The 22,768-nt window shown below is 70.7% G+C and carries 16 protein-coding genes; 5 read left to right on the top strand and 11 right to left on the bottom strand.

What is annotated here, in order from left to right:
* The first annotated feature begins 172 nt into the window (after nt 1–172).
* A complete protein-coding gene (locus BLQ77_RS04895) occupies nt 173–1,498 on the top strand; it encodes a GumC family protein (protein WP_089956132.1) in 1,326 nt (441 codons plus the stop codon).
* A gap of 84 nt (nt 1,499–1,582) precedes the next feature.
* On the opposite strand, the gene BLQ77_RS04890 is transcribed toward BLQ77_RS04895, so the two are convergent.
* The 6 genes from BLQ77_RS04890 to BLQ77_RS04865 form a co-directional block, all read right to left on the bottom strand.
* Nucleotides 1,583–2,749 carry a CpsD/CapB family tyrosine-protein kinase gene (locus BLQ77_RS04890; protein WP_089956130.1) on the bottom strand — a complete coding sequence of 389 codons (1,167 nt, stop codon included), beginning with the start codon at nt 2,747–2,749 and terminating at the stop codon, nt 1,583–1,585.
* Between the two features lie 219 nt (nt 2,750–2,968).
* On the bottom strand, nt 2,969–5,065 hold the full coding sequence (locus BLQ77_RS04885) for an NAD-dependent epimerase/dehydratase family protein (protein WP_089956127.1): 2,097 nt from the start codon (nt 5,063–5,065) through the stop codon (nt 2,969–2,971).
* Between the two features lie 18 nt (nt 5,066–5,083).
* Nucleotides 5,084–6,040, bottom strand: a complete 957-nt coding sequence (locus BLQ77_RS04880) for a glycosyltransferase family 2 protein (protein ID WP_089956125.1) — start codon at nt 6,038–6,040, stop codon at nt 5,084–5,086.
* Nucleotides 6,037–7,272, bottom strand: a complete 1,236-nt coding sequence (locus BLQ77_RS04875) for a glycosyltransferase family 4 protein (RefSeq protein ID WP_089956122.1) — start codon at nt 7,270–7,272, stop codon at nt 6,037–6,039. Before BLQ77_RS04875 ends, BLQ77_RS04880 begins: the two co-directional genes overlap by 4 nt.
* Nucleotides 7,269–8,234: an NAD-dependent epimerase/dehydratase family protein gene (locus tag BLQ77_RS04870; protein WP_089956118.1), complete on the bottom strand. Its 966-nt coding sequence runs from the start codon at nt 8,232–8,234 to the stop codon at nt 7,269–7,271. Before BLQ77_RS04870 ends, BLQ77_RS04875 begins: the two co-directional genes overlap by 4 nt.
* Nucleotides 8,222–9,346: a Gfo/Idh/MocA family protein gene (locus BLQ77_RS04865; RefSeq protein ID WP_089956114.1), complete on the bottom strand. Its 1,125-nt coding sequence runs from the start codon at nt 9,344–9,346 to the stop codon at nt 8,222–8,224. Before BLQ77_RS04865 ends, BLQ77_RS04870 begins: the two co-directional genes overlap by 13 nt.
* Nucleotides 9,347–9,649: 303 nt before the next feature.
* On the opposite strand from BLQ77_RS04865, the gene BLQ77_RS04860 reads away from it, so the two are divergent.
* Nucleotides 9,650–10,414, top strand: a complete 765-nt coding sequence (locus BLQ77_RS04860; protein WP_089956111.1) for a WecB/TagA/CpsF family glycosyltransferase — start codon at nt 9,650–9,652, stop codon at nt 10,412–10,414.
* A gap of 11 nt (nt 10,415–10,425) precedes the next feature.
* Here BLQ77_RS04860 and BLQ77_RS04855 read toward each other — a convergent pair whose 3' ends face one another.
* From BLQ77_RS04855 to BLQ77_RS04835, 5 genes are all read right to left on the bottom strand, one after another.
* The gene (locus tag BLQ77_RS04855) at nt 10,426–11,193 is read right to left on the bottom strand and encodes an SDR family oxidoreductase (RefSeq protein WP_008886718.1); all 768 of its coding nucleotides are present in this window, start codon (nt 11,191–11,193) and stop codon (nt 10,426–10,428) included.
* Nucleotides 11,190–12,755: a GMC oxidoreductase gene (locus tag BLQ77_RS04850; protein ID WP_089956108.1), complete on the bottom strand. Its 1,566-nt coding sequence runs from the start codon at nt 12,753–12,755 to the stop codon at nt 11,190–11,192. Before BLQ77_RS04850 ends, BLQ77_RS04855 begins: the two co-directional genes overlap by 4 nt.
* Nucleotides 12,752–14,818: an acyltransferase family protein gene (locus BLQ77_RS04845; RefSeq protein WP_207545816.1), complete on the bottom strand. Its 2,067-nt coding sequence runs from the start codon at nt 14,816–14,818 to the stop codon at nt 12,752–12,754. The genes BLQ77_RS04850 and BLQ77_RS04845 overlap by 4 nt, the downstream gene beginning before the upstream one ends.
* A gap of 163 nt (nt 14,819–14,981) precedes the next feature.
* Complete coding sequence (locus BLQ77_RS04840) at nt 14,982–16,280, bottom strand: glycosyltransferase family 4 protein (RefSeq protein WP_089956819.1); 1,299 nt, start codon at nt 16,278–16,280, stop codon at nt 14,982–14,984.
* Nucleotides 16,281–16,293: 13 nt separating this feature from the next.
* Nucleotides 16,294–17,694: a hypothetical protein gene (locus BLQ77_RS04835; protein WP_089956104.1), complete on the bottom strand. Its 1,401-nt coding sequence runs from the start codon at nt 17,692–17,694 to the stop codon at nt 16,294–16,296.
* Nucleotides 17,695–17,944: 250 nt separating this feature from the next.
* On the opposite strand from BLQ77_RS04835, the gene BLQ77_RS04830 reads away from it, so the two are divergent.
* The 3 genes from BLQ77_RS04830 to BLQ77_RS04820 all read left to right on the top strand — a co-directional run bounded on the left by BLQ77_RS04830 (nt 17,945) and on the right by BLQ77_RS04820 (nt 22,757).
* Nucleotides 17,945–19,117: a glycosyltransferase family 4 protein gene (locus BLQ77_RS04830; protein WP_089956100.1), complete on the top strand. Its 1,173-nt coding sequence runs from the start codon at nt 17,945–17,947 to the stop codon at nt 19,115–19,117.
* Nucleotides 19,118–19,235: 118 nt separating this feature from the next.
* Entirely contained in the window at nt 19,236–22,046 is a 2,811-nt protein-coding gene (locus BLQ77_RS04825; RefSeq protein WP_089956097.1) for a molybdopterin oxidoreductase family protein, read from the top strand.
* A 108-nt stretch (nt 22,047–22,154) separates the two neighbouring features.
* The gene (locus BLQ77_RS04820) at nt 22,155–22,757 is read left to right on the top strand and encodes a DUF6882 domain-containing protein (protein WP_089956093.1); all 603 of its coding nucleotides are present in this window, start codon (nt 22,155–22,157) and stop codon (nt 22,755–22,757) included.
* Nucleotides 22,758–22,768 lie beyond the last annotated feature (11 nt).

Genomic DNA, 22,768 nt, shown 5'->3' with positions numbered 1-22,768 from the left:
ACTGTTTCCCATCGCCGTAGCAATTCGCATGGCAAAAAACCGGCAGTTTGGTTAACTTGTGACATGAAAGCGGCGCTTTTCCTTCGGGCCCGGCCGGGTTGCCCGGGCCATGCGGGACAGGGGTGCCGTTTTCCGTTCGCAGGGTGGGGGCCCACGTTGCGGGAGCAGTGACATGAACCAGTTCCAGTCGGTCGGCGAGCTGTGGGCGGCGCTGCGGCGTCGTGCGGCCCTGATCGCCCTGGTGGCCCTGATCGGCTGCGCCATCTCGCTGTGGGTCGCGTTCAACCAGACCAAGGTCTACGAGACCACCGCCGTCGTGCAGATCGAGGAGGGGCAGGTGCCCGACTCGCTCGCCGGCCCCTCGGCTCAGGGGCAGGACGCCTCGCGCCGCGTGCGGCTGATCGAGCAGCGGTTGATGTCGCGGGACAATCTCCTGCGCTTCATGGAAGAGCACCAGCTGTTCACCGCCGACCCCACGATGACGCTCAACGAGCGCGTCTTCCAGATGCGCAAGGCCGTGCAGATCGAAGAGATCCGCGCCGCCGGAAACAGCTACCAGCCGATGCGGGACGCGCCCTCGGGGCTGCTCATCACCGTGACACTCGACGATCCGCAGAAGGCTGCGGATCTGGCGAACGAGCTGATGGAGACGGTGATCCGGCAGTCGCGCGACCGCAGCGTCGACCGTGCCCGCGACACGCTGGCCTTCTTCGAAGAGGAGGCAGCACGGGTCGAGGCCTCTATCGAGGCGCAGGAGCTTCGCATCGCGGGCTTCAAGCAGGACAACGCGGCGGCGCTGCCGAACGGGCTCACCGCGCTGCGCGAGCAGCTCACCACGTTGCAGGACAACGAGCTCGAGCTCGACCGTGAGATCGTCGCGATGGAGGGCAGCCCTACCCGGCAGCGCGAAGAGGTGCAGGCCCGGCAGGTGGCGCTTCTGAAGGAGCAGAAGGTGCTGGTGCAGAACCGCATCGCCCAGATCGAGGAGACCATCCGCAACGCGCCCGAGGTCGAGCGCGCGCTCTCCGGGCTCGAACGCGAGCTGACGCAGCTGCAGGAGCAGTACAACGTCATTACCCGGCGCAAGGCCGATGCCGAGATGGGGCAGATGCTCGAGGACCGCCAGCAGATGGAGCGTTTCGAGGTGCTCGAGACCGCGCTGGTGCCCGAGGTCCCGGCCTCGAGCAGCCGCAAGAAGCTGGCCGCGATGGGCGCCGTGGCGAGCCTCATCGCCGGCCTCGTTGCGGGGTTCGTGGCGGAGCTCGCCAACCCGGCGATCCGCAGCGCCGCTCAGATGGAGCGGGCGCTCGGGATCCAGCCGGTGGTCGCGATCCCGCCGATCCGCACCAGCCGCGACCGGCGCGGCAAGGGGCTGCGGCGGTTGGGCCTTTTCGCGCTGCTCGCGGCGGCGCTCTGGGCGGGGCTGCATTTCTTCGGGTCGCTGGTGCCCTGGCAGGGGCTCTTCGGCAAGTGGCTGCCGCGCGCGGCGCAGGGCTGATCCTGCGGCGGTGCGGGATGATCTTGCCCCGGGGGCTGATCCAGAGGGGGCGTGGGGCTGACCTTGCTGCGCCGGCTGCGGGCGTCAGTACGTGTACTTGTCGAGGCTGGTGCCCTCGGCCTTGTTGAGCACCATGCCGAGCAGCGGGGTGTTCTTGCCGAGCAGGCGTTCGACCTCGCGGACCTCCTTGTCGGTGGTGAGCCCGCCCCCGATCACCAGCAGCACGCCGTCGAACAGCGGGCGGAAGGCCATGACGTCATCGAAATAGAGCGCCGGCGGCAGGTCGAAGAGCACCACGTCCGGCTGCAGCATGGTCTCCACCTGCCGCAGAGTTTCGGCGGTGCGCGGCGTCTGCAGCAACTCAGAGGCGTAGGGCTCGACCGCGCCGTTGAAGCCGAAGGCGATGTTGTGCCCGGCGTGGATGGCGTTCTCACCCATGCGCACGAGATGGCGCTCGGGCGGCAGCAGGCCGCGCAACATGTCCCCCATGGAGCCCGGATCGCGGAAGCCCATGATCTTGTGCAGGGTCGGGCGGCGCAGGTCGCAATCGAGCAGCAGCGTCCGGCAGTTCTGATGCCGCGACAGGCTGATCGCGAGGTTGGCAGCGGTGAAGGTCTTGCCGCAATCCTTGGTGGGCGAGGTGATGGCAACACGCTTCCAGCCATGATCGGCGAGCCCCTGCAACAGCTTGGTGCGCAGGATGTCGAAGGCGGCATGCGCCGGGTCCTGCCGCGCGGCGGTGACGATGCGGTTGCGCTCGAGATGGCGGGCATCGACGGAGAATTCCGCGAGGTCGTCCCAGCCACGCTGTTGCAGCGGCGCGGGTGACTGCGCGGTCCGGGTCGCGACGGCAGGCGCCGCCGGTCGCGGGGCGGTCTGGCCGCGACGGGCCTCGGGCCGCGCGGGCTCGGTGGAGACACGACCGGTTTCGACGCGGTGTTCGGCTCCCGTTTGGCGGGTGGTCTGGGCCATGCGCGCCGCGGCTTCCGCCTGCCGGGCCTCTGTGCGACGGCGTTCCGCCTCACGCTGCCGGCGGGCCTCTTTTTCGACCTGCTGCTGCAGGCGCGCGGCCTCGGCGACGCGCTCGGCCTCTGCACGGCGGGTCGCCTGCGCGGCGGATGTCTTGGTCTCGCGCCGGGCGAGCCGTTCGGCGCGGGTTGCGAGCGGTTCGACCGGGCTGATGTCCTCGTCGGGGAGGTCGTCCAGCGGGCGGTTCCGGCGCCGGAACCTGCGGCGTTCGGTCATCGTCATGCCACGCACCCCGCCACGACGCGGGGAGCGCCGGAACGGCTGTCCCGGCGCGCGCCCGGAGCGAAGGAATGCGTCGAGCTGACCATCTGCATCTGCCTGCCATGTGCCCGTGCAACACGGGCCTTCCGTTAACCTTGAGCCGTTAGACCAGACGATTCTGTCAAGAATAAGGTCCGGCCCGGGGGGATTGTTGACGCCGACGCGGGGCTCGGACGCTGCTCAGAACCCCATGAGGTTGGCGTGGGTGATCGCCTGCGCAACGAAGGCCGAGCGGTCGGTCTCGGGCGACCAGCCCAGCATCTTCTTGGGCTTGTCGTTGGCGAAGGGCGAGAAATGCGCCCGGCTCTTCCAGTCGGCGCGCGACGGCCGCACCACGCCGCGCTTGCGCAGGGCGTATTTCTTCAGCCCGTATTTCACCGCGTCCGAGAGGAAGAAGGCGGTGAGGTTGCCGCTGCTCACCCGGATCCGGGCGCCCAACGCCTCGTGGAGGGCATCGAAGTAGCCGCGGGCGGACAGCATCGGCTCGCCGATCAGGTTGAAGCTCTCTCCGATGGCCGAGGGCCGCGCGGCCATGCGCACCAGCCCGTCGGCCACGTCGTCGATCAGCACGAAGGGCAGGATGTTGTCGCCCGGTCCCCAGATCCGCACCGCGCCGGCGCCATGCCAGCGCCCGATGCCCCAGTGCTGCAGCGGCCCACCGTGGCCCACGACGATGCCCGGCCGGGCGATGGTCAGCGGCAGCCCGCGCTGGTGGTGCAGCTTCATCAGCTGGCGTTCGCACTCGGCCTTGGAGCGGGCGTAGAGGTTGCGGTCGGACATGTCGTCGGGAAAGGGCGTGTCCTCGGTGATGGTCACGCCCGGGTCGGACATGTCGTAGGAGGCGATGGTGCCGGTATAGATCAGCCGCTTCACCCCCGCCTGCTCGCAGGCCATGCCGATGCGGGTGGCGACGCCGACGTCGTTGACCAGCGCCTCGGCCCAGGTCCTGTCGAGCGACTTGGCGAGGTTGAAGACCACGTCGATGCCCGTCATCGCCTCGGTCAGCCCGTCGAGATCGTTGAGCGAGACGCCCACGGTCTCGACCGCGTCGGGCAGGTCGGGGAAGGGGCCGGAGCGTCCGCGCGACAGCACCCGCACGTCGTGCCCGTCCGAGACCAGCCGCCGTGTCAGGGCGCGGCCGATGAAGCCGGTGCCGCCGATGACCATGGCGGTGGGCCGGGGCTTGCGGGTCTGCACGGCGGGCGCCTTCACCGAAAGCGCCGCGGGCGGGATCAGCGCCAGCGCGTCGTCGAGCGCCTGCATCACCGTCACCGCGCTGCTGCCGCTGAACCGCGCGTCCTGCGGGCCGGAGAGCCGGGCGTAGATCGCCGCGTCCATACCCCGGAAACTGAGCGCATAGGGCCCCTTCTGGTTCAGCGACAGTGCCTGCTTCAGCGCGTTGCGGCCGCCCTCGCGCAGGTGCTGCCAGCCCAGGTCGAGTTGCTTGCGGAGCGGGTTCACCACGAGGTCCGAGCTGTTCTCGCGCTCGACCACCAGCACGTCGCTGGCGAAATCGAGCCGTGCCCGCCCCGAGGAGCCGCGCAGCGTCACCGAGCGGTCGTCCTGGGTTTCGACCAGCGACACGGTCAGGGTGATCTCGACCCCGCCGGCGCGGGCGAGAATGCGGAAGGCCTGCGGGCGCGGGTCGTCTCCGGGCAGCATCACCGGCCGGGTGGCCTCGGCGAAGCGGATCTCGGGCGCGCCGAAGAGGTCGACGGCGAAGGCCATCAGGTGCGGCCCGACCTCGAGCAGCAGGTTGCGCGGTTCCCGCAGGAGCCACAGGTTGAACGGCCCCGAGCGCAGTGGCGAGAGCGGCAGCGCGTAGCTGATCTCGCAGGCCGAGAGGCGCCCGAGCGCGCCGTCCTCGACCAGCCCCTTGAGCCGCTCATAACCCGGCAGCCCGAGGAAGTTGTGCCCGGCGTGAAAGCGGCGACCGGCGGCCTCGGCGGCGGCGAGGATCTCGCGCGTGTCGGCGGCGCTTGTCGCCACCGGTTTCTCGACCAGCACATGCAGCCCGGCGCGCAGGCACTGGATGGCCAGCGGCTTGTGCAGATGCGGCGGCGTGAGAATGTGGACGGCGTCGCAGGTGCCGCTGTCGATCAGCGCCCCGACAGAGGTGAAGGGCTGGGCGCCATGGGCCTCGGCCATGCCGCGGGCGGCGGGCTCGGAGACATCGCAGATGGCGGCGACCCGGACACCCGGCGTGGCGGTCAGGGCGTCGGCGTGCCAGGTGGCGATGTATCCGGCCCCGATCAGGCCCACGCGGATGTCGGACATGACAAAACCTTTCAAGTGCTACTTGTATTCGATGATGCGCATCTGCGCGTTCCGGCCCCGGCGCCAATGGTAGGTCGCCATGCCGATGAGGTTGGGAATTTTCGACAGCGCCAGCAGCAGGCCGTGACGCAGCGCCTCGCCGCGGGGCAGCCCCTCGCGCCGGAGGCCCCGCACGGTGCGCAGGTAGTTCGCCGCGTAGACCGCCAGCCCGAGCGGCGCGAGCGGCCACCACAGCAACCCGCCCGCGATGACCAGCGGCAGGGCGAGGCCGTAGACCAGCACACGCCTGCGTTCCTTCGTGAAATACTCCGGATGCAGGGCGCCCACCTGCGCGAAGCCGTGGCCGGTCCGCACGGCGCGGGTCCACCACTGGCCGAAGCGGTGCATGTCGGCGTCGTGGCGGGTCATCTCCTGCGGGATCCGCTCGAGCCGCCAGCCGGCCTTGCGCAGCCGGGTGCAGAACTCGTCGTCCTCGGCGGCGATGACGGTGGGATCGAAGCCGCCCACCGCGCGGAAGGCCTCGGCCCGGACCATCATGTCGCCGCCGCAGGCGAGGATCTCGCCCGCCGGGCGGCGCCATTCGAAATCCGCGAGCTGATTGTAGAGGCTGGCGTCGCGGCGGATCTCCGAGCGCCAGCCGGTCACCAGGCCGGTCTTGGGGTTGTCCTCGAGATGCGCCCGCGCCCGACCGAGGTAGCCCGGCACCAGCGCGCAGTCGCCGTCGATGAACTGAACGAACTGCGGCTCGCTTAACGCCGCGAACCCGGCGTTGCGGGCGCGGGCGGCGGTGAACGGGCAGCCGAGGTCAAGCGCGACGACCGTGGCCCCGGCGCGGCGCGCCTCGGCGAGGCTGTCGTCGGTCGAGCCGCTGTCCACGTAGACCACCTGCCGTGCGGCGCCCCGGATCGAGGCCAGCGCGGCGACCAGCCGGGCGCCTTCGTTGCGGCCGATCAGCACGACGTCGACCGGGGTCATGGCCGGGCCTCCCGCCTAGGCGGTGTGCGGCCTTCGGCATAGGCAGTGAAGAGCGCCGAGAGGCGCGCAGCCTCGCGGTGGATGTTGAACTCGGCCTCGACCGTGGCGCGGCCCGCGGCACCCATGGTGCGACGCCTGTCGGCGCTGGCCAGAAGCGCGTCGATGGCCACGGTCAGCGCCTCCGCGTCGCCGGGTGGCACCAGCAGGCCGCTGTCGCCGTGACGAACCAGCTCGGGGATGCCCGCAATCTGCGTGGTGACCACCGGCACGCCCGCCGCCATCGCCTCCATCAGCACCACCGGCACGCCCTCGGCGAAGCTCGGCAGCGCGAAGACATCCGCCTGCGCCAGCGCCTCGGCCACCTCGGACTGGCTGCGGTAGCCGAGGAAGCTCACGCTGTCGCCCAGTGGCTTTGCCTGCGCCTCGAGTGCCGCCCGCTCGGGGCCGTCGCCGATCAGCACGAAGCGCAGCGCCGGGTGACGGGCCTTCAGCGCCGCCACCGCCTGAAGCAGGATCGGCACGCCCTTCACCCCGGCGAGCCGTCCAACGAAGAGCAGCGTCTGCCCGTCGTGCGGCGCGGTCCGGTAGCGGTCGGGGTCGACGCCGCAATGGACCACGTGCAGCTTGTCCCAATGCGCAGGCGCGGCGAAACACATGAGCTGCGCGCGGCAGAAATCGCTGATGCAGGCCACGAAGCGGGCCCGCGCGGCCTTCTCGTCGATGCGCCAGAGCCGCGGGTCAAAGAAGATGTCGGGCCCGTGGATGGTGAAGCTGTAGGGGATGCCCGAGAGCGCGCTTGCCAGCATCGCCACCGTGCAAGAGGCCATGGCGATGTGGTTGTGCAGGTGCTCGACGCCCTCGCGGCGCAGCCGGGCGGCCAGCACCGCGGCCTCGGCGAAATAGATCAGGCTGTAGGCCCGGCCCTTCACGCCCCGGGGCGCAGTCCGCCACGCCAGCCGAAGGGCCGAGAGGTAGCGGCCCGGATGGCGCAGCGCCCGCAGATGAGCGCCGAGCAGTGTCAGCGGGTTGCGCGCGGCGGCGAGCAGCCTGAAGGTGCGGGCGTGTTCCTCGCGCTGTTCGGGGCCTACGAGATGCTCGGCGCCGGTGGTGCGGATCGAGCAGGTGAGCACCTCGTGGCCCAGCGCCCGCAGCTCCGCCACCTCGCGCTGGATGAAGGTGTCCGAGGCGCGGGGGTATTCCCCGGTGAGATAGGCGAGCTTGGGCAGGGTCATGCACGGCCCTCCAGCGAGCGGCGCAGCATTTCCTCGAAGGGTGCGTCGTCCCGTCCTCCGAGCCGTGCGCGCAGGGCGGTGTTGGGCCATTGCAGCGGCAGGATGCGGGCACGCAGCACCGGCTCTCGCAGCAGCCCCGGCAGGTGCGCCGAGACCGGGCGCAGCGCGCATGCGAGCCCCAGCCACGCGGTCCAGGGCAGCGACAGCGCCACCCGCGGCCAGCCCGCAGCGCGCCGGTGCGCCGCGACGAAGCGGCCACGCGTCGGCAGGTCGTCGTCCACCACGTTCAGCGCCTCGACGCCCTCGGGGGCGGTGAGAGCGGCGGAGACCAGCGCCTTCGCCACTTGCGTGACATGGGCGAGCGGCAGCGCGCCCTCGGAGGCGAGCGTCAGGTGCAGGGGCATCGCGTCGACGCCGTTGAGCGCGTGCCACGTCCGGCCCGGCCCCCAGGCCGCGCCCGGCCGGATCAGCCAGAGCGGATGCCCCGAGGCGCGGCAGAGCGCCTCCTGCGCCAGCTTGGCATTGGCGTAGGGATCGGGGCCGTGCCCCGGCGGGCAGAGCGCCGCGCCCTCGTCCAGCACCGCGCCGGGGGCGGGGAGGGAGAGGTCGTAGACCGCGATCGAACTTACCAGCACCAGCCGCATCGCGGGGGGCAGCGCCTCGAGCAGGTGCCGGGTGGCGGCGAGCGTGTCGGCGGCGATGGCCCGGGCGTCGGCGCCAGGATGGGCGGCCGCATGGATGACCGCTCCGCAGCCCTGAGCCGCCTTTGCGATGGTGGCGACCGAGGCCGGCTCGGCGAGATCGCAGGTCAGCAGCGTGACGCCCGTGTCACCCGCCCAGTCGCCGCACGTCCGGCGCACCAGGGCGGTGACCTCGAGCCCCCGGGCGCGGGCCTCGGCCACCGTGGCGCGGCCGATGAAGCCGCCGGCGCCCGTGATCAGAAGGCGGGTCACATCGCCCATGGCATCGGCTCCATCGGGGCGCAGCGCGTGGTCATGGCCTGCGCCCCCGAATGTTCGCCCGCGTTCTGGATCGCCAGCGTGACCTCGGTCATGTGCAGCGCGAACTCCGCCGAGAGCCGGCAGGGCCGGCGATCGCGCAGCGCCTCGAGCATCTCGGCGGGGCCCAGCATGAAGTTCATCGCAGCCGCCCCCCAGCGCTTCACCTTGGGATGGGTCGGGCCGCGCAGCCTGACGCGCCGGGGGAAAGGGGTCTCCATCAGCCGCCGCCGCAGGGTGAGGCGCTTCGCGAATGTCACCGGCGCTGCGTTGTCCCACGCGGCGTCGCAGCGCAGCACGCCCCTGTCACCGACGATGCGGATGGAATGGTCGTGCGGGGCCACGATCGAGCAGGTCAGCCGCGCCACGACGCCGCTTTCGAAGAACAGCGTGGCGACCGAGAGGTCGGGCGCCATCGCGCCGGCACCGGTCTTGTCGGGGATAGTCTCGGCGCTGGCCGCGACCACGGTGCGGACCGAGCCGAACCAGGCGATGAGCCAGGCGAGGTAGTAGCCCGCGTGCTCGAGCGTGCAGCCGACGCGGAACTCGTCCTCGTAGGGCCAGGGCGCGCCGGTCTCGGACAGCCACTTGCGGTGGGCGGCCTGCGGGATGAAGCCGTCGTCGAGCTCGGCATAGACCACCCGGGGCGTGCCGGCGACCCCGTGGCGCAGCGCGTGGCCCAGCGTCTGCGCCGCCTCGCCCAGCACCGAGCAGGGGGCAGAGGCCAGCAGCAGGCCGCGCGCCTCGGCCAGCGCGTACAACGCCTTGGCCTCGTCTACGTCCATCGCCAGCGGCTTCTCGGAATAGACGTGGTGTCCGGCCTCGAGACAGGCCCTGTTCAGCGCGTAGTGGGCGTCGGGATTGGTGAGGTTGAGCACAAGCGACCCCTTGGGCACCGCGGCGAGAAAGTCCTCGAGCGTGTCGGCGCGGGGCAGCTTCCAATGCGCGCAGAATCGCTCCAGCCGGGCCGGATCGCGGTCATGCACCACGGCCACCGAGATCCCCTCCATGGACTGCAGGGAGCGAAGGTAGAGATCGGCGACAAACCCGCAACCCAACAGGGAAACCTGACGCATCACGCGGTCCCTCGCGGGGCGCGCGCAATGGTGGACATCCCGCTTCTGCAGGGCGTTGGAGAGGGGGTCATGACGGTCCTACTCACGATTCCGGAGGAGCTCCGGCGTTTACCTTCCATCAAACAAATTTGACGATATTTCGGCAGAACCCTGATCCCTTTGGTGCGGCGTGACAAAGAGGGCCGGTTTTGCCCGCTACACGCGCCTCGGTCGTGGTGCCGCGCATCTTCCGTCTGGTCGCCCAACCTTCGCCTTAGTTCTTGGTTAATCGCGGTTTCGGGGGCGTGGAAGGATGCGAGTTTCATGGATTTCAGGGTATCCGGTGACCGGGTGTCAGTGAACGTTCCCACCTGGCCGGCCCTGCAGGCCCGCGTGTCCGAGCGCCTCGCCACAGGGCAGGGATTTGCGCTCGCGACGCTCAATCTCGACCATATCGTGAAGCTGCGCGGTTCACCCGCGTTCCGGCGCGTCTATGCCCAGATGGACCTCGTGACCGCGGACGGCAATCCCATCGTCTGGATGTCGCGGCTGGCCGGTCGCCGGGTCGAGCTCATCCCCGGCGCCGACACCATCCTGATGCTGGCGCGGATCGCCGCGCGGCAGGGCGTGACCGTGGCGCTGGTCGGCAGCACCGACGACACGCTCGCCGGTGCCAAGGCCTATCTCGAGGGCGAGGTGCGCGACCTGCACATCGTCGAGACCATCGCGCCGGCCATGGGCTTCGATCCCGCCGGGGCCGATGCCTCGCGGATCTTCGCGCGGCTCGATGCCTCGGGCGCGCGGCTCTGTTTCGTCGCGCTGGGCGCCCCCAAGCAAGAGATCTTCGCCGCCGCCGGTCGTGCGCAGGTGCCAGGGCTCGGCTTCGCCTGCATCGGCGCGGGGCTCGATTTCTTCGCCGGCACCCAGCGCCGGGCGCCGGGCTGGGCGCGGCGCTTCGCGCTGGAATGGCTGTGGCGAATGGTCGGCAGCCCGCGCCGGCTGGGGATGCGCTACCTGCGCTGCCTCGTGATCCTGCCGGGACAGATGCTGCGCGCCATGGTGTCGCGCTTCCGCTCGCCGCAGCACTGAGCGATTTCAGCTCAACTCAGGCGGCGCGGCCGCCTGCGCCGCAGCAGGAGCATGTCGCGGATCCGTCCCTTGAGGCCGCGCGGGGGCAGCACCTCGGTATCGCATTCGAAGACGGCCCCCGTCAGCGCCGGGTCCAGCCTCAGCGCCAGTTCGACACCCCAGCGCGCCGCCTGTTCCGGCGCCAGCCCGTCGGGGATCCCCATGTCGGTGCGCAGCATCCCCGGCATCCAGTCGCCGATGACGATGCCCGGGAAGCGGTCGCCGAGATCGGCGATCAGCGCGCGGGTGAAGATCCGCGCCGCCCCCTTGGAGACGGAATAGGCAGCGGCGGTGGGCAGCGGCGACAGGTCCGCGAAGGTCGAGACGTTGAGGATGCGGCCGTGCCCGGTCTCGCACATGTCGTCGAGCGCGGCGCGGCTGCAGTTCACCACGCCGCCGAGATTGATCGCGACGCTTTCCATGAAGCTCTCGCCGGTCTCGTCGAGGATGTCGCGGTGCGGGTAGACCGCGGCGTTGTTGATGAGCAGCGCGATGCGGCCGTGGCGCTGGCGCAGCGTGGCGAAGGCGTCGCGCACCGCGGCGGCGTCGCTCACGTCGAGCACCAGCGGGAAGACGCGGTCGGGGGCGCGGGCCTGCGTTTCCTCGAGCGCGTCGCGGCGGCGGCCGATGCCCACGACGGTAAAGCCGTGCCGCGCGAGGTCCAGCGCCAGCGCACGGCCCAGCCCCGAGCCGGCGCCGGTCACGATGGCGATGCCGTCCTGCGGGGCGAGCCGGGTCATGCGGGGTCCCTCGTGATGGCGTCCGCCACGCGCAGGGCGTTGGCGGCGATGGTCAGGCTGGGGTTCACGCCCATCGAGCTGGGCATGAAGGAGGCGTCCGCGACCCAGAGGTTGCGCAGCTGGTGCGACCGGCAATCCGGGTCCAGCACCGACTGTGCCGGATCGTGGCCGAAGCGCAAGGTCCCGCTGGGGTGGCCGAAGTTGAGCTCGGGCCCGAGCCCGAGAAACATGCGCCGCTGGCCGCGAAACGCGTGGGCAATGGCGCGGCGGAAGGCCCTGCGCCGGGCCTGCAGCTCGGGGTGGATGTCGTAGCTGACCGCAAGGCGCTCGGGCCGCGCGGGGTCGTGCAGGACGCGGTTGCCGGGGTAGGGCAGGTCTTCCATCAGCCCGACGAAGATCTGCGCGTGGCCGAAGAGCCTGGCCGCCACCGCCGCCGGGATCCGGGTGAGCGGGCGCAGCCCCGGCACGCCCGCGTAGCGCGAGCGCGCCAGCATCAGGCCGAGGTAATGCACGATCTCACCGTAGGAGGCGCGGATGCCCATCGCCTGCACCATGCCGAACCGGTTGCCGTCGCGCAGGCAGAGGTCGCGCAGGGCGATGGCCTTGCTCGGGCCGCTGTCGGGCGTGCCGCGGTGCGGCCAGAGCGCGAACATCTCGTTGAGGTGGAACATCAGGTTCCGCCCCACCAGCCCCGAGCCGTTCGCGGCGCCCTCGGGCCAGTGCTCGGAGGCGGAGGCGAGCAGCAGGTTGGGAGACCCGAGCGCACCGCCTGCCAGCACCACGTGACGGGCGGTGAAGCGGTGGGTCTCGTCGCCGATCCGGGCCTCGACGCCGGTGACCCGGTCCGCGTTGCCCAGAAGCCGGGTGACCCGGGCACGGGTGACCAGCGTGGCGTTGCCGGTGGCGAGCGCCGGCTCGACCCCGGCAGAGCGCCCGTCCATCTTGCAGCGGTTGGGGCACTTGGTGCCGAGGCAGTTGAGGCAGCCGCCGATGCGCTCGATCGCGGTGTGGGCGAGGTAGGGGTGCAGCCCGTTGGTGCGGAACGCCGCCATCAGCGCGGTGTCGACGGCCGAGGGCGGCGGCGGGGGCAGCAGCGGACCGGCGGGCTCGGGCGACAGCGGGTCGGGGCTGCCGCGCAGGCGGTAGAGCCCGGCGGCGCGGTCGAACCAGTCGCGCATGGCGTCGTAGCCCACGGGCCAGCCGCCGGTGGGGTGGGGCTGGTCGGGCAGGGCGTCGAGGTCATGCCGCGAGGGCCGCTCGAGCGTCGCCGCGTAGAACACCGACGAGCCGCCAACCCCGGCGCCGAGCGGGGCGTGGAAGCGGCTCTGCTGTCCGTCGAGCGTGACCTCCAGCGGCTCGGGCCAGAGCCCGCGGACCAGCCGTGCCTCGGGCAGAGGGGTGTCGGACAGGCCGCTGCGCTCGGCCCGGCGGCCGGCGCCGCCCATCTCGAGGAACAGCACCCGCATCCCGGCCTCGGCCAGAGCCCGGCCGGCGGTGCCGCCGCCGATGCCGGTGCCGATGACGATGGTGTCCCAGTGCGTTCCGCTCGCGGCATGGCTCACGAACCGGCGCCCCCGTCGTGGGCGAAGACCGGGGCAAAGAGATCACGAAGGTCGCGGGCGGCGGTGTTGGTCATGTGATTGTTGTCGAAGTAGTAGCCCTTGCCGTCAACCAGCGCGTGGCAGGCGAGGTCGTCGCAGAGCCGCGGCCACGGGTCGATCAGAGTGACGGCACCGGCCTCGGCCATCGCGCGCCACGGCGCTTCGGAGGCGGCGACGCGCTCGGCGAGTTCGGCGCGCAGGATCTCGGGCCGGGTCACCGGCGCCCGTGCCAGCGGCCAGTCGCGGTGGGCGGCCTCGCGCGCGGCGAGGCGGCTGTCGTACTCGGCCAGCTCGGGCGGCTGGCGCAGCACCACCACCTCGTCGAACCAGTCGAGCAGTTCCGAGACCGTGGTGCCGGCGGCGGCGTTGACGATGTCTTCCTGCAGCTCGTCGATGCGCGTCGGTGTCTGGTGCGGGTGAATGGCAATGGTGTTGGCGGCGTCGAGCCCGATGCCGGTGCCGCTGGCGTAATAGGTCCAGCGCCCGATCAGCAGGATCTTCTCGAGCCCGGGCAGGCTGCCGAAGCTCTGGCGGATCTGCCAGTTGGCGTCGCTGCAGGCGGTGTCCTCGGCCGGGGTGGCGGCGCTCTCGACCTTGTGGATGCCGAAGAGCGGCGGGCAGCCGGCGCGCCAGAGGATGAGCCCCGGCGTCGCGGCCTCGTGCGCGGCGAGGTCGAGCCCCTCCTTGAAGGCGCGCACGTGGCTGTCGCCCCAGACCAGCACCCGGGGCGGGCCCTCGGGGCCGATCGGGCAGACCTCGAGCCCCTCGAGCGGGCCGTCATCGGGCGTGTGGCAGCGGCTCCAGTCCTGCAGGAAATCCGCCGAGGCGGCGATGTGGGGGCGCACGTCGGGGCCGAAGCGGTCGGGCATGCCGTCGGTGCGGTAAAGCCAGAACCCCAGCGCCAGCGCCGCCGCCGAGGCGGTCACGGTGCCGCCGAGGATGACGAGCCCGGGGAGGCGCAGCTGCCGCGCCGGGGTCTCGACAAAGCGCCACGACAGCCAGGCGAGCAGCGCCGAGAGCGCCATCCACGCCATCGCCTCGGCAAGGTTGGCGTAGCCGCCGCGCAGGTAGAGCGACAGGGTCAGCACCGGCCAGTGCCAGAGGTAGAGCGAATAGGAGATGCGGCCGACGAAGACCGCCCTGCGGCTCGACAGCAGCCGGTTCACGTGGTTGCGGCCGCAACCGTTGGCGAGCAGCAGCACGGTGCCCAGCACCGGTACCAGCGCCAGCGCGCCGGGGAAGGCATGCCCCGCGGGCATGGCGACAACCGAGACCAGCACCAGCGCGAGGCCGAGGTAGCTGAGGAACCCCGAGCCGCGCCAGCGTCGCCCCGTCTCGCACCCCCAAATTGCAAGGAGCACGCCGCTCAGCAGCTCCCACGCGCGGAAGGGGAAGAGGTAGAAGGTCGCGGTCTGCAGGCGTGGCGTCAGCGCGATGCAGGACGCCAGCGAGGCGGCCCAGCAGGCGACCAGCGCGACCAGCAGCGCCCGCCGGTTGCGCGCGAAGAGCAGGATGAAGAGCGGCAGGAAGATGTAGAACTGTTCCTCGACCGCCAGCGACCATGTGTGCAGAAGCGGCTTTTCTTCGGACACGGTGTCGAAATAGCCCGCCTGCCGGAAGAACAGCGCGTTCGAGAGATAGACGGTCGAGGCGATGAGCTGCTTGCCGAACTCGCGGAACTCGAAGGGCAGCAGCAGGGCCCAGGCGAAGACCGCGGTGACGAAGGCCATGGTGAAGAAGGCGGGGGCGAGGCGCCGGAAGCGGCGGATGTAGAACTGCGACAGGCGGATGCGCCCGGTGCAATCGTATTCGCGCCAGAGGATGCCGCCGATCAGGAAGCCCGAGATGACGAAGAACACGTCGACGCCGACGAAGCCGCCGCCAAGGCCGGGTACGCCGAAGTGGTAGAACAGCACGCCCAGCACCGCGACGGCGCGGAGCCCGTCGATGTCGCTCCGGTAAGGCAGCGCGCCATGGCCCGCGGCAGGGGCGGATGGGTCGGTCTTGGTGGCCTCGGCCTGCATCATGATCCGCTACCCGGATTCTCCGGTCTGACTGGTGCGCGCCGATCCCCGTCGCCGCATGTTGCGGGGAGCATATGGCGAACTGGGGCAACACGAAGGCAAGGAGGCGGCGGGGCGGAGGTTATTCGGCAAGTGTTTCGCAATCGTCAACTGCCGCGGGGGCTCAGAAGACCTTTGGTGCCGGGCCTGACGGGTCCCGCCGCAGCCAGTCGTAGACCTCGGCCACCTGCGCGGCCTTGCGTTGCCATGTGAACTTGTCTTGCACCCGTGCCCGCGCCGCCGCCGCCATGGCGGGCAGACCGGAGGGATCGACGGCAAGTGCCGCGAGTGCCGCGCCCATGTCGCGGACGATGCCCTCGCGCCGGCCGCAGGGCACCTTGAGCCCGGTACCGGGCGCTACCAGCTCTCCGGGTCCGGCGTAGTCGACCACCAGCGGCACTACGCCCAGCGCCATCGCCTCGAGCACCACGCCGCCGCCGAACTCGCGGATCGACGGGAAGGACAGGAGGTGGCAGCGGGCCATGATGTCCTGCACCTCGTGGTGCGCTTTCCAGCCGTGAAAGGTCACCGCCGCGCCTGTGCCGGCGCGCGCGGCCTGCGCCTCGAGATCCGCGCGCATCGGGCCGTCGCCGATCACCTCGAGCCTGAGACGCCCGACGCGCAAAAGGGGGGCGGCGGCGTCGAGCAGCATGTCCGGCCCCTTGTAGGGCACCAGCCGCCCGACGAAGCAGGCGCGCAGCACGCCGGGTTCGGGCGCGGCAACCCGGTTGAACCGCGACGGATCTATACCGTTCTCGGGCAGGTAGATGGTCTTCGGGCGGTGGCGGGCGGGGATCTCGCCCTCGGTGTGGCGCGAGCCCACGAGCACCGCCGCCGCATGGCGCAGCGTCGCGCCGCGCCCGGGCAGCAGCTTGTAGACCGAGCGCAGGTAGCTCAGCCATTCCTTCTCCTGCCGGCGCTCGGCGTCGAAACCCTGCGGCCACGGAACCCCGCCGTTCAGCGGACCGAGCACGAAGGGCACGCCCGCCTTGGCGCAATGCCCCGCCAGCGAGGACGAGATCGTCGGCGACAGCGGCGTGATGCGGTGTACCACGTCCCACTTGCCGGCGCGGATGCCGGGGCCGAAGCGCTGCCAGACGAGGCGCTCGAACCACGGGTATGCGATGGCGTTGATCGTCTGCACCATGGTCCAGCCCTTGCCCTCGCCCATGCGCAGCCGTTCCGCCAGCGCCCAGAGCGGGCGGGCGATGGCCTCGGAATCGATGGCGGTGAAGTCGCGGCCCTCGGTAAGGCCTGCGCGCAGGAAGGCGTCGCGGTTGCGCACCTGCGTGACGATGTGCACGTCGGCGACCTCGCGCAGGGCCGAGGCGAGCGACCAGCCGACCAGCGGCACGCTCACCCATTCCGGGTTGGCCGCCTCGGCGATGGCAAGAACGCGGGGGCGCGTCGGAGAGGTCGTCACGGCCACCGGCCCCTTACATGATGGATTGCCAGCCCGGCGTCCTGCCGGGGGCGGGGCCCTGCCGCAGCCGGGCGCTGCGCAGGGTCTCGGCATAGCCGGTGAGCGCCCCCGCCAGCAGCCATGTGAGCGGCGTCAGCGTGGCGTTGGGCAGCATGTCGAAGATGTTGATCGCCAGCAGCAGCGACAGCGGCGCGATGAAGGGCGAGATGGCATCCTCGCGCGCGGCCATGGCCTCGCGCCAGAGCAGCAGGAGCGGCAGCACCAGCAGGCCGAACTCGGCGAGGAAGCCGACCCAGCCGTAGACCCCGATGACGATGATCCAGCGCCCGTCGGTGACCGTCAGGCTGGCACCCGAGACCGGGTCGAGGATCTGGTTCCGGCCCCAGCTGCCCCAGCCGAACACCGGCTTCTGGTAGGCGCGGTCGAGCAGGACGTTCTCGTTGTCGAAGCGGAACTCGAGCGAGTAGGAGCGCTCTTTGTCGAATTGCGACACCGCCGCGAGGATGCGCTCTTCGGGAACAAGGTGGGCGCCCTTCATGACCGGGTAGCCGATGGCGAGCAGGCCGATCAGGATCGCGACCTTGATCTGCATCTGGCGGCTGAAGAACACCACCATGGGGATCGCGCCCACGGCGAAGATCAGCGCGCCCAGCGACTTCGACAGCACAAGGATGAGGGTCAGGTAGAGCGCCGCCGCCACGGTCCTGAAGGTGTGCATCCGGGCGTCGAGCCGCCACAGCGCCAGCGCCGCCACGGCGGAGGTGAAGATGAAGAACGCCACCCAGAGCCCGTGGTAGAGGAACACCACGGGGCGGTAGCCGTTGGCGCGGATCGATTGCCCGAAGAGGTGCTGGTAGTAGCCGTAGATCCAGCGGTTGAGCTGCGGCGACAGGCGCATCTCGATCAGCATCGGGACCGAGTAGATCAGCCCGCAGACCATCAGCGCCAGCAGGAAGTAGCGCTGGGCACCGCCGTCGGCGAGATACTGGCGGGCAAGCAGGAAGGGCAGCACCAGCAGGAACTGCTGCACGACCAGCGCCAGCGCATCCTTGATGCCGAGCCCCGGCAGGCCGATCTGCCCGAAGAACACCGGGTCGGTGTTGGTCATCGCGGTCATCACCGGCGACAGCACGAAGGTGATCAGCAGCAGCTTGCCCACCGGAGATTGCGGCAGGATCAGCCCCTGCGGCCCGTATTTCCACAGCACGAAGGCAAAGGCGGTGAGCGCGGGGATGTTGTGCTTCACCAGCGGCGGCGCGAGCGGCAGGTCAAAGGCGGCGGGCGGCTCGGGCAGGAACAGGTAGCCCAGCATCAGCGACAGGATCAGGGCCCGGTCCACCGGCAGCCGGCGGAACAGCACGATGGTGACCACGGGCCACACGGCCAGCATGAGATAGGCCAGAGGGTTGGGCATACGGATGCTTCGCTCACACAACAACTTGCGACATTCCGATGGCCCCCCATGCCCCGGAATGCGGATTGACCATAGCAGGGGCGGCGCGGCCTGTCGCCCTCGGAAATCGGCGCACGGAGGGCGGGGCAGGGCGATGTGGCAAATTTCACCAGTCCCCCGCGGTGTCCCAAAGGGCCGCTTTGCGGGTCATGATCTTGCCGCATTGCTTTGCCAGACCCGGGACGGGACCGGAATAGTCGGGATTTGAACGGTGTCGGAGCCGCGACTGAACATCGCGTACCTGTGCGATTTCTCGCCGCTGGACCCGTACATGTATTCGGGCGGCAACAGGCATATGTACGAGGCCCTGTGCAGGCACGCGGGCGAGGTCACGATCCTGCCGCAGGGCTGGGGCGCGGCAGAGCGGTTGCGCCGCGCCGTCGCGCGCCTGCCGGACAGCATGTCCCTGCGCCTGCGCTGGCGCACGCAGTTTGCACTGGCGCCGGTGGTGGCGCGCGCGCTCCGGGCCGAGCTGTCGCGGTCCCGCTACGACGCGCTCTTCTGTGCCTATGCATTGCATTCTCTCAGCGGGCTCGCGCCGCCCTATCCGATGGTGACGGCGTTTTCCTCGGACGCGACCCAGACCATCTACCGCACCTCCGAGATCGGGCAGGCCCACCCCTCGCGCTTTCCGGGCGGGCGAAGGCTCGACGCCTGGGTCGAGGCCCGCGAGCGCCGGGTGCTGCGCGGCACGGACCTGCTGTTCTGGCCCTCGCGCTGGCTTCGCGACGCGGCCGAGGCGCGCTACGGCCTCCGCGTCGGGCAGTCGCTGGTGGTGCCGTGGGGCGCAGGGCTCAGCGTGCCGCCAGCCGATGTCAGGCCGCCGCCCATCGACCGGGACCGCCCGCTCGAACTCCTGCTGGTGGGGCGCGACTGGCGGGCCAAGGGCGGGCCCATCGCCTTCGAGACCATGCGGCTGCTGCGCGCCCGCGGGCTCGACGCGCGGCTGACGGTGATCGGCTGCGAGCCGCCCGACGCGCATCGCGACGATTGCGTCACCGTGCATCCGCAACTCGACAAGACCGTGCCCGCCGATGTGAAGACCTTCGACCGCTGCTTTTCGCGGGCGCATTTCCTCGTGCAGCCATCGTACGAGAGCTACGGTTTCGCCTTCTGTGAGGCCTCGGCGCACGGGCTGCCGTCGCTCTGTCTCGACGTGGGCGGGGTGCCGGTGCGCGACGGTGCCAACGGCCACGCCCTGCCGCCAGGCAGCGGGCCGCGCGACTTCGCCCAGCTCATCGAGAGCTACGTCGACAGCCCCGGGATCTACGGCTCGCTCGCCCGGGCGGCGCGGGCAGAGTTCGAGGAAGCGCTGAACTGGGACGCCTGGGGGCAGACCGTGGCCCGGCATCTGCGCGCGGGCGTCGCGGCGCTGCGCCGCTGAGCCGCGGGGGATCGGCAACCGCAGCGGTCGGCGCGTTTGGGCCCGTCGTCCACAAGTCGGTGCGAAGGTACTGGTCAGATTGAGTTTGTCGCCCTAGCCTCTGTCTCACGGAGGCCCCATGACCGCTGAGACGCAGATCGAGCTAGCCCCACGGGTATCGGACGAGATCCGCAAGACGACGTGCTACATGTGCGCCTGTCGCTGTGGCATCAACGTGCACCTCAAGGGCGGCAAGCTCGTCTACATCGAGGGCAACCGCGACCACCCGGTCAATCGCGGCGTGCTCTGTGCCAAGGGCTCCGCCGGGCTGATGCAGGCGACCTCTCCGGCACGCCTGCGGGCGCCGCTGCGCCGGGTCGGGCCGCGCGGGTCGGGCACCTTCGAGGAGATCAGCTGGGAGGAGGCGCTCGCCACCGCGGTGTCTTGGCTGAAGCCCCTGCGCGAGACGGCGCCCGAGAAGCTCGCCTTCTTCACCGGGCGCGACCAGTCGCAAAGCTTCACCGGCTGGTGGGCGCAGCAGTTCGGCACGCCCAATTTCGCGGCGCATGGCGGGTTCTGCTCGGTCAACATGGCGGCGGCGGGGATCTATACGCTGGGCGGCTCGTTCTGGGAGTTCGGCGCGCCCGACTGGGAGCACGCGCGCCTGCTGCTGCTCTTCGGGGTGGCCGAGGACCACGACAGCAACCCGATCAAGCTGGGGCTGGCACGGCTGAAGGAGCGTGGCGCGAAAATCGTCGGCGTGAACCCGATCCGCTCGGGCTACAACGCCATCGCCGACGAATGGGTGGGGATCACGCCGGGCACCGACGGGCTCTTCATCCTGTCGCTGGTGCACGAGCTTCTGCGGGCGGGGAAGATCGACCTCGAGTTCCTCGCGCGGTTCACCAACGCGCCGGTTCTGCTGGACAGCGATCCCAGGTCTCCGGACTACGGGCTCTTCTTGCGCGACGACGAGGGCCGGCCGCTGGTCATCGACCGGCACAGCGGCAAGGCCGCGCCGTGGGATGCCGAAGGGGTGGAGCCCGACCTGCGCGGTCGCCTGCGCCGCGCCGGGATCACCCACCGCGCGGCGATGTTCGATATTGCCGAACGCTACCTCGATCCGGTCTATGCGCCCGAGAAGGTGGCCGAGCGCTGCGGCATCGCCCCCGACCAGATCCGGCGGGTGGCGGCCGAGCTCGCCCGTGCCGCCTTTGACGCGCCGGTGGTGCTCGACCGGCCATGGACCGATTTCCGCGGCAAGGAGCACCGCACCATGCCGGGCCGCCCGGTCGCGGTGCACGCCATGCGCGGCATCTCGGCCCATGCCAACGGCTTCCAGACCTGCCGGGCGCTGCACCTGCTGCAAAGCCTGCTCGGTGCGGTCGAGACCCCCGGCAGCTTCCGCTTCAAGCCGCCCTATCCCAAGCCCGCCGAGGCCCACCCGCGTCCGCATTTCCGCGCCACCCCCGGCCAGCCGCTGGACGGGCCGCACCTCGGCTACCCGCTGGGCCCAGAGGATCTGGCGCTGAAGGACGATGGCAGCCCCGTCCGCATCGACAAGGCCTTTACGTGGGAGAACCCGCTGTCGCCGCACGGGCTGATGCACATGGTGATCTCGAACGCCGCGGCGGGCGATCCCTACCGCATCGACACGCTGTTCCTCTACATGGCCAACATGGCGTGGAACTCGTCGATGAACACGCGCCGCACGATGGAGATGCTGACCGCGCAGGACGAGGACGGCGAATATGTCATCCCGCGCATCATCTATTCCGACGCCTACAGTTCGGAGATGGTGGCCTATGCCGACCTGATCCTGCCCGACACCACCTATCTCGAGCGACACGACTGCATCTCGCTGCTCGACCGCCCGATCTCGGAGCCCGAGGCCGCGGCGGATGCGATTCGCTGGCCGGTGATCGCGCCTGACCGCGACGTGCGGGCGTTCCAGTCGGTGCTGCTGGACCTGGGCGCGCGGCTCGGGCTGCCCGGCATGACCAACGCCGACGGCAGCGCCACCTATGCCGATTACGCCGACTACATCGTCAACCACGAGCGCAAGCCAGGCATCGGGCCGCTGACGGGCTGGCGCATGGGGCCGCACGGGCTGACCCACGGGCGGGGCGGGCCGAACGCCGCGCAGCTCGACAGCTACATCGCCAACGGCGGCTTCCACGCCGAGCATATCCCGCCCGAGGCCGCCTATTACAAGCCGTGGAACCGCGCCTATCAGGACTGGGCCGTGGCCTTCGGGCTGATCGACAAGCCGCAGCCCTATCTGATCCAGCTCTGGTCCGAGCCGCTCCGCCGGTTCCAGCTTGCCGCCGAGGGGCAGGGGCCCCGGCAGCCGCCCGAGCATCTGCGCGGCCGCATCCGCAGCACGCTGGACCCGCTGCCGGTCTGGTACGCGCCGATGTCGGACGCCTTCGAGGACCCGGCCGAGTATCCCGTGCACGCGATCACCCAGCGGCCCATGGCGATGTATCATTCGTGGGGCGGCCAGAACGCGTGGCTGCGGCAGATCCACGGGGTCAATCCGCTCTACCTGCCGACCTTCTGGTGGGAGCGGCTGGCGCTGTCCGACGGCGACTGGGTCCGCGTCGTCTCGAGCCACGGCGAGATCACCGTGCCCGCCGCGCACATGGCGGCGCTCAACAAGGACACGGTCTGGACATGGAACGCCATCGGCAAGCGCAAGGGGGCGTGGGCGCTGGATGCCGATGCCCCCGAGGCCACAAAGGGGTTCCTGCTGAACCACGTCATCCACGAGCTTCTGCCCGCACGCGGCGACGGGCTGCGCTGGGCCAACGCCGACCCGGTCACCGGGCAGGCGGCCTGGTTCGACCTGCGCGTGCGGCTCGAGAAATCCGCCGCCCCCGACCAGAGCCAGCCGGTCTTCGGCCCGATCGGCTCGGTGGTGGGGCAGGGACCGGGGGAAAGACCATGAGAACGGGATCGTATTCGTCGCAAGCGCTCGATTGTTTCCCGCTTGCCGCCAAACTCCTGCCGGAAAGCGGGCGCAGCCTTGGCCTTGTCACGGCGATGGAGGTTGCGCATGAGACGGTCCGACAAGATCCGCATCGGCCGCGACCCGGAGGGGGGCGGTCGCGAGGAACCGGGCAGCTACCGGGGCGAGGGCATCTGGTCGTGGTGCCGCGAAAGCAACATCGCGCGGGAACTGCCCCGCACGGAGGAGTTCGTCGACACGCTGAAATGGGTGGGCGCGGGCTATCACGCCAGCCTGCCGCGGCTCTATCGCGACTTCGGCCTCTCCGAGAACGGCGGCGCGTGGGAGGTGTTTCCCGACCACGGGCTCTTCAAGGTCACCACCGGCTCGGGGCGGAGCTGGTTCGCCGAGTATGGCCTCGTCGCGTCGTGGAACCACGAGACCCACAGCTGGCTCTGGGCCTGGGCCTTTCCGCGCGACTGGCAGGTGCCGCCGCCGCTGATCACGGCCGCGGGCCGGACCTGCGCCGTGGGCCACGAAATGGGCTGGGCGCCGCTGGTCGAGCCGTCGCTGCTGGTCAACGAACGCGAGGCCTGGGCGCTGACGGCGCTGGCCGCGCATGTCTCGGAGCTGCCGCTGATCTACCGCGCGCGGGTGAACGAGGTGAACACGCACTACTTCGCCATGTCGACGCCGGTCTGGGCCAGCTGACCAAGCGGAGG

The sequence above is a fragment of the Salipiger thiooxidans genome, from assembly GCF_900102075.1.
Lineage (GTDB): Bacteria > Pseudomonadota > Alphaproteobacteria > Rhodobacterales > Rhodobacteraceae > Salipiger > Salipiger thiooxidans.
The sequence above is the reverse complement of the archived record's forward strand: the minus strand, read 5'-3'. Positions and strand labels throughout refer to the sequence as shown.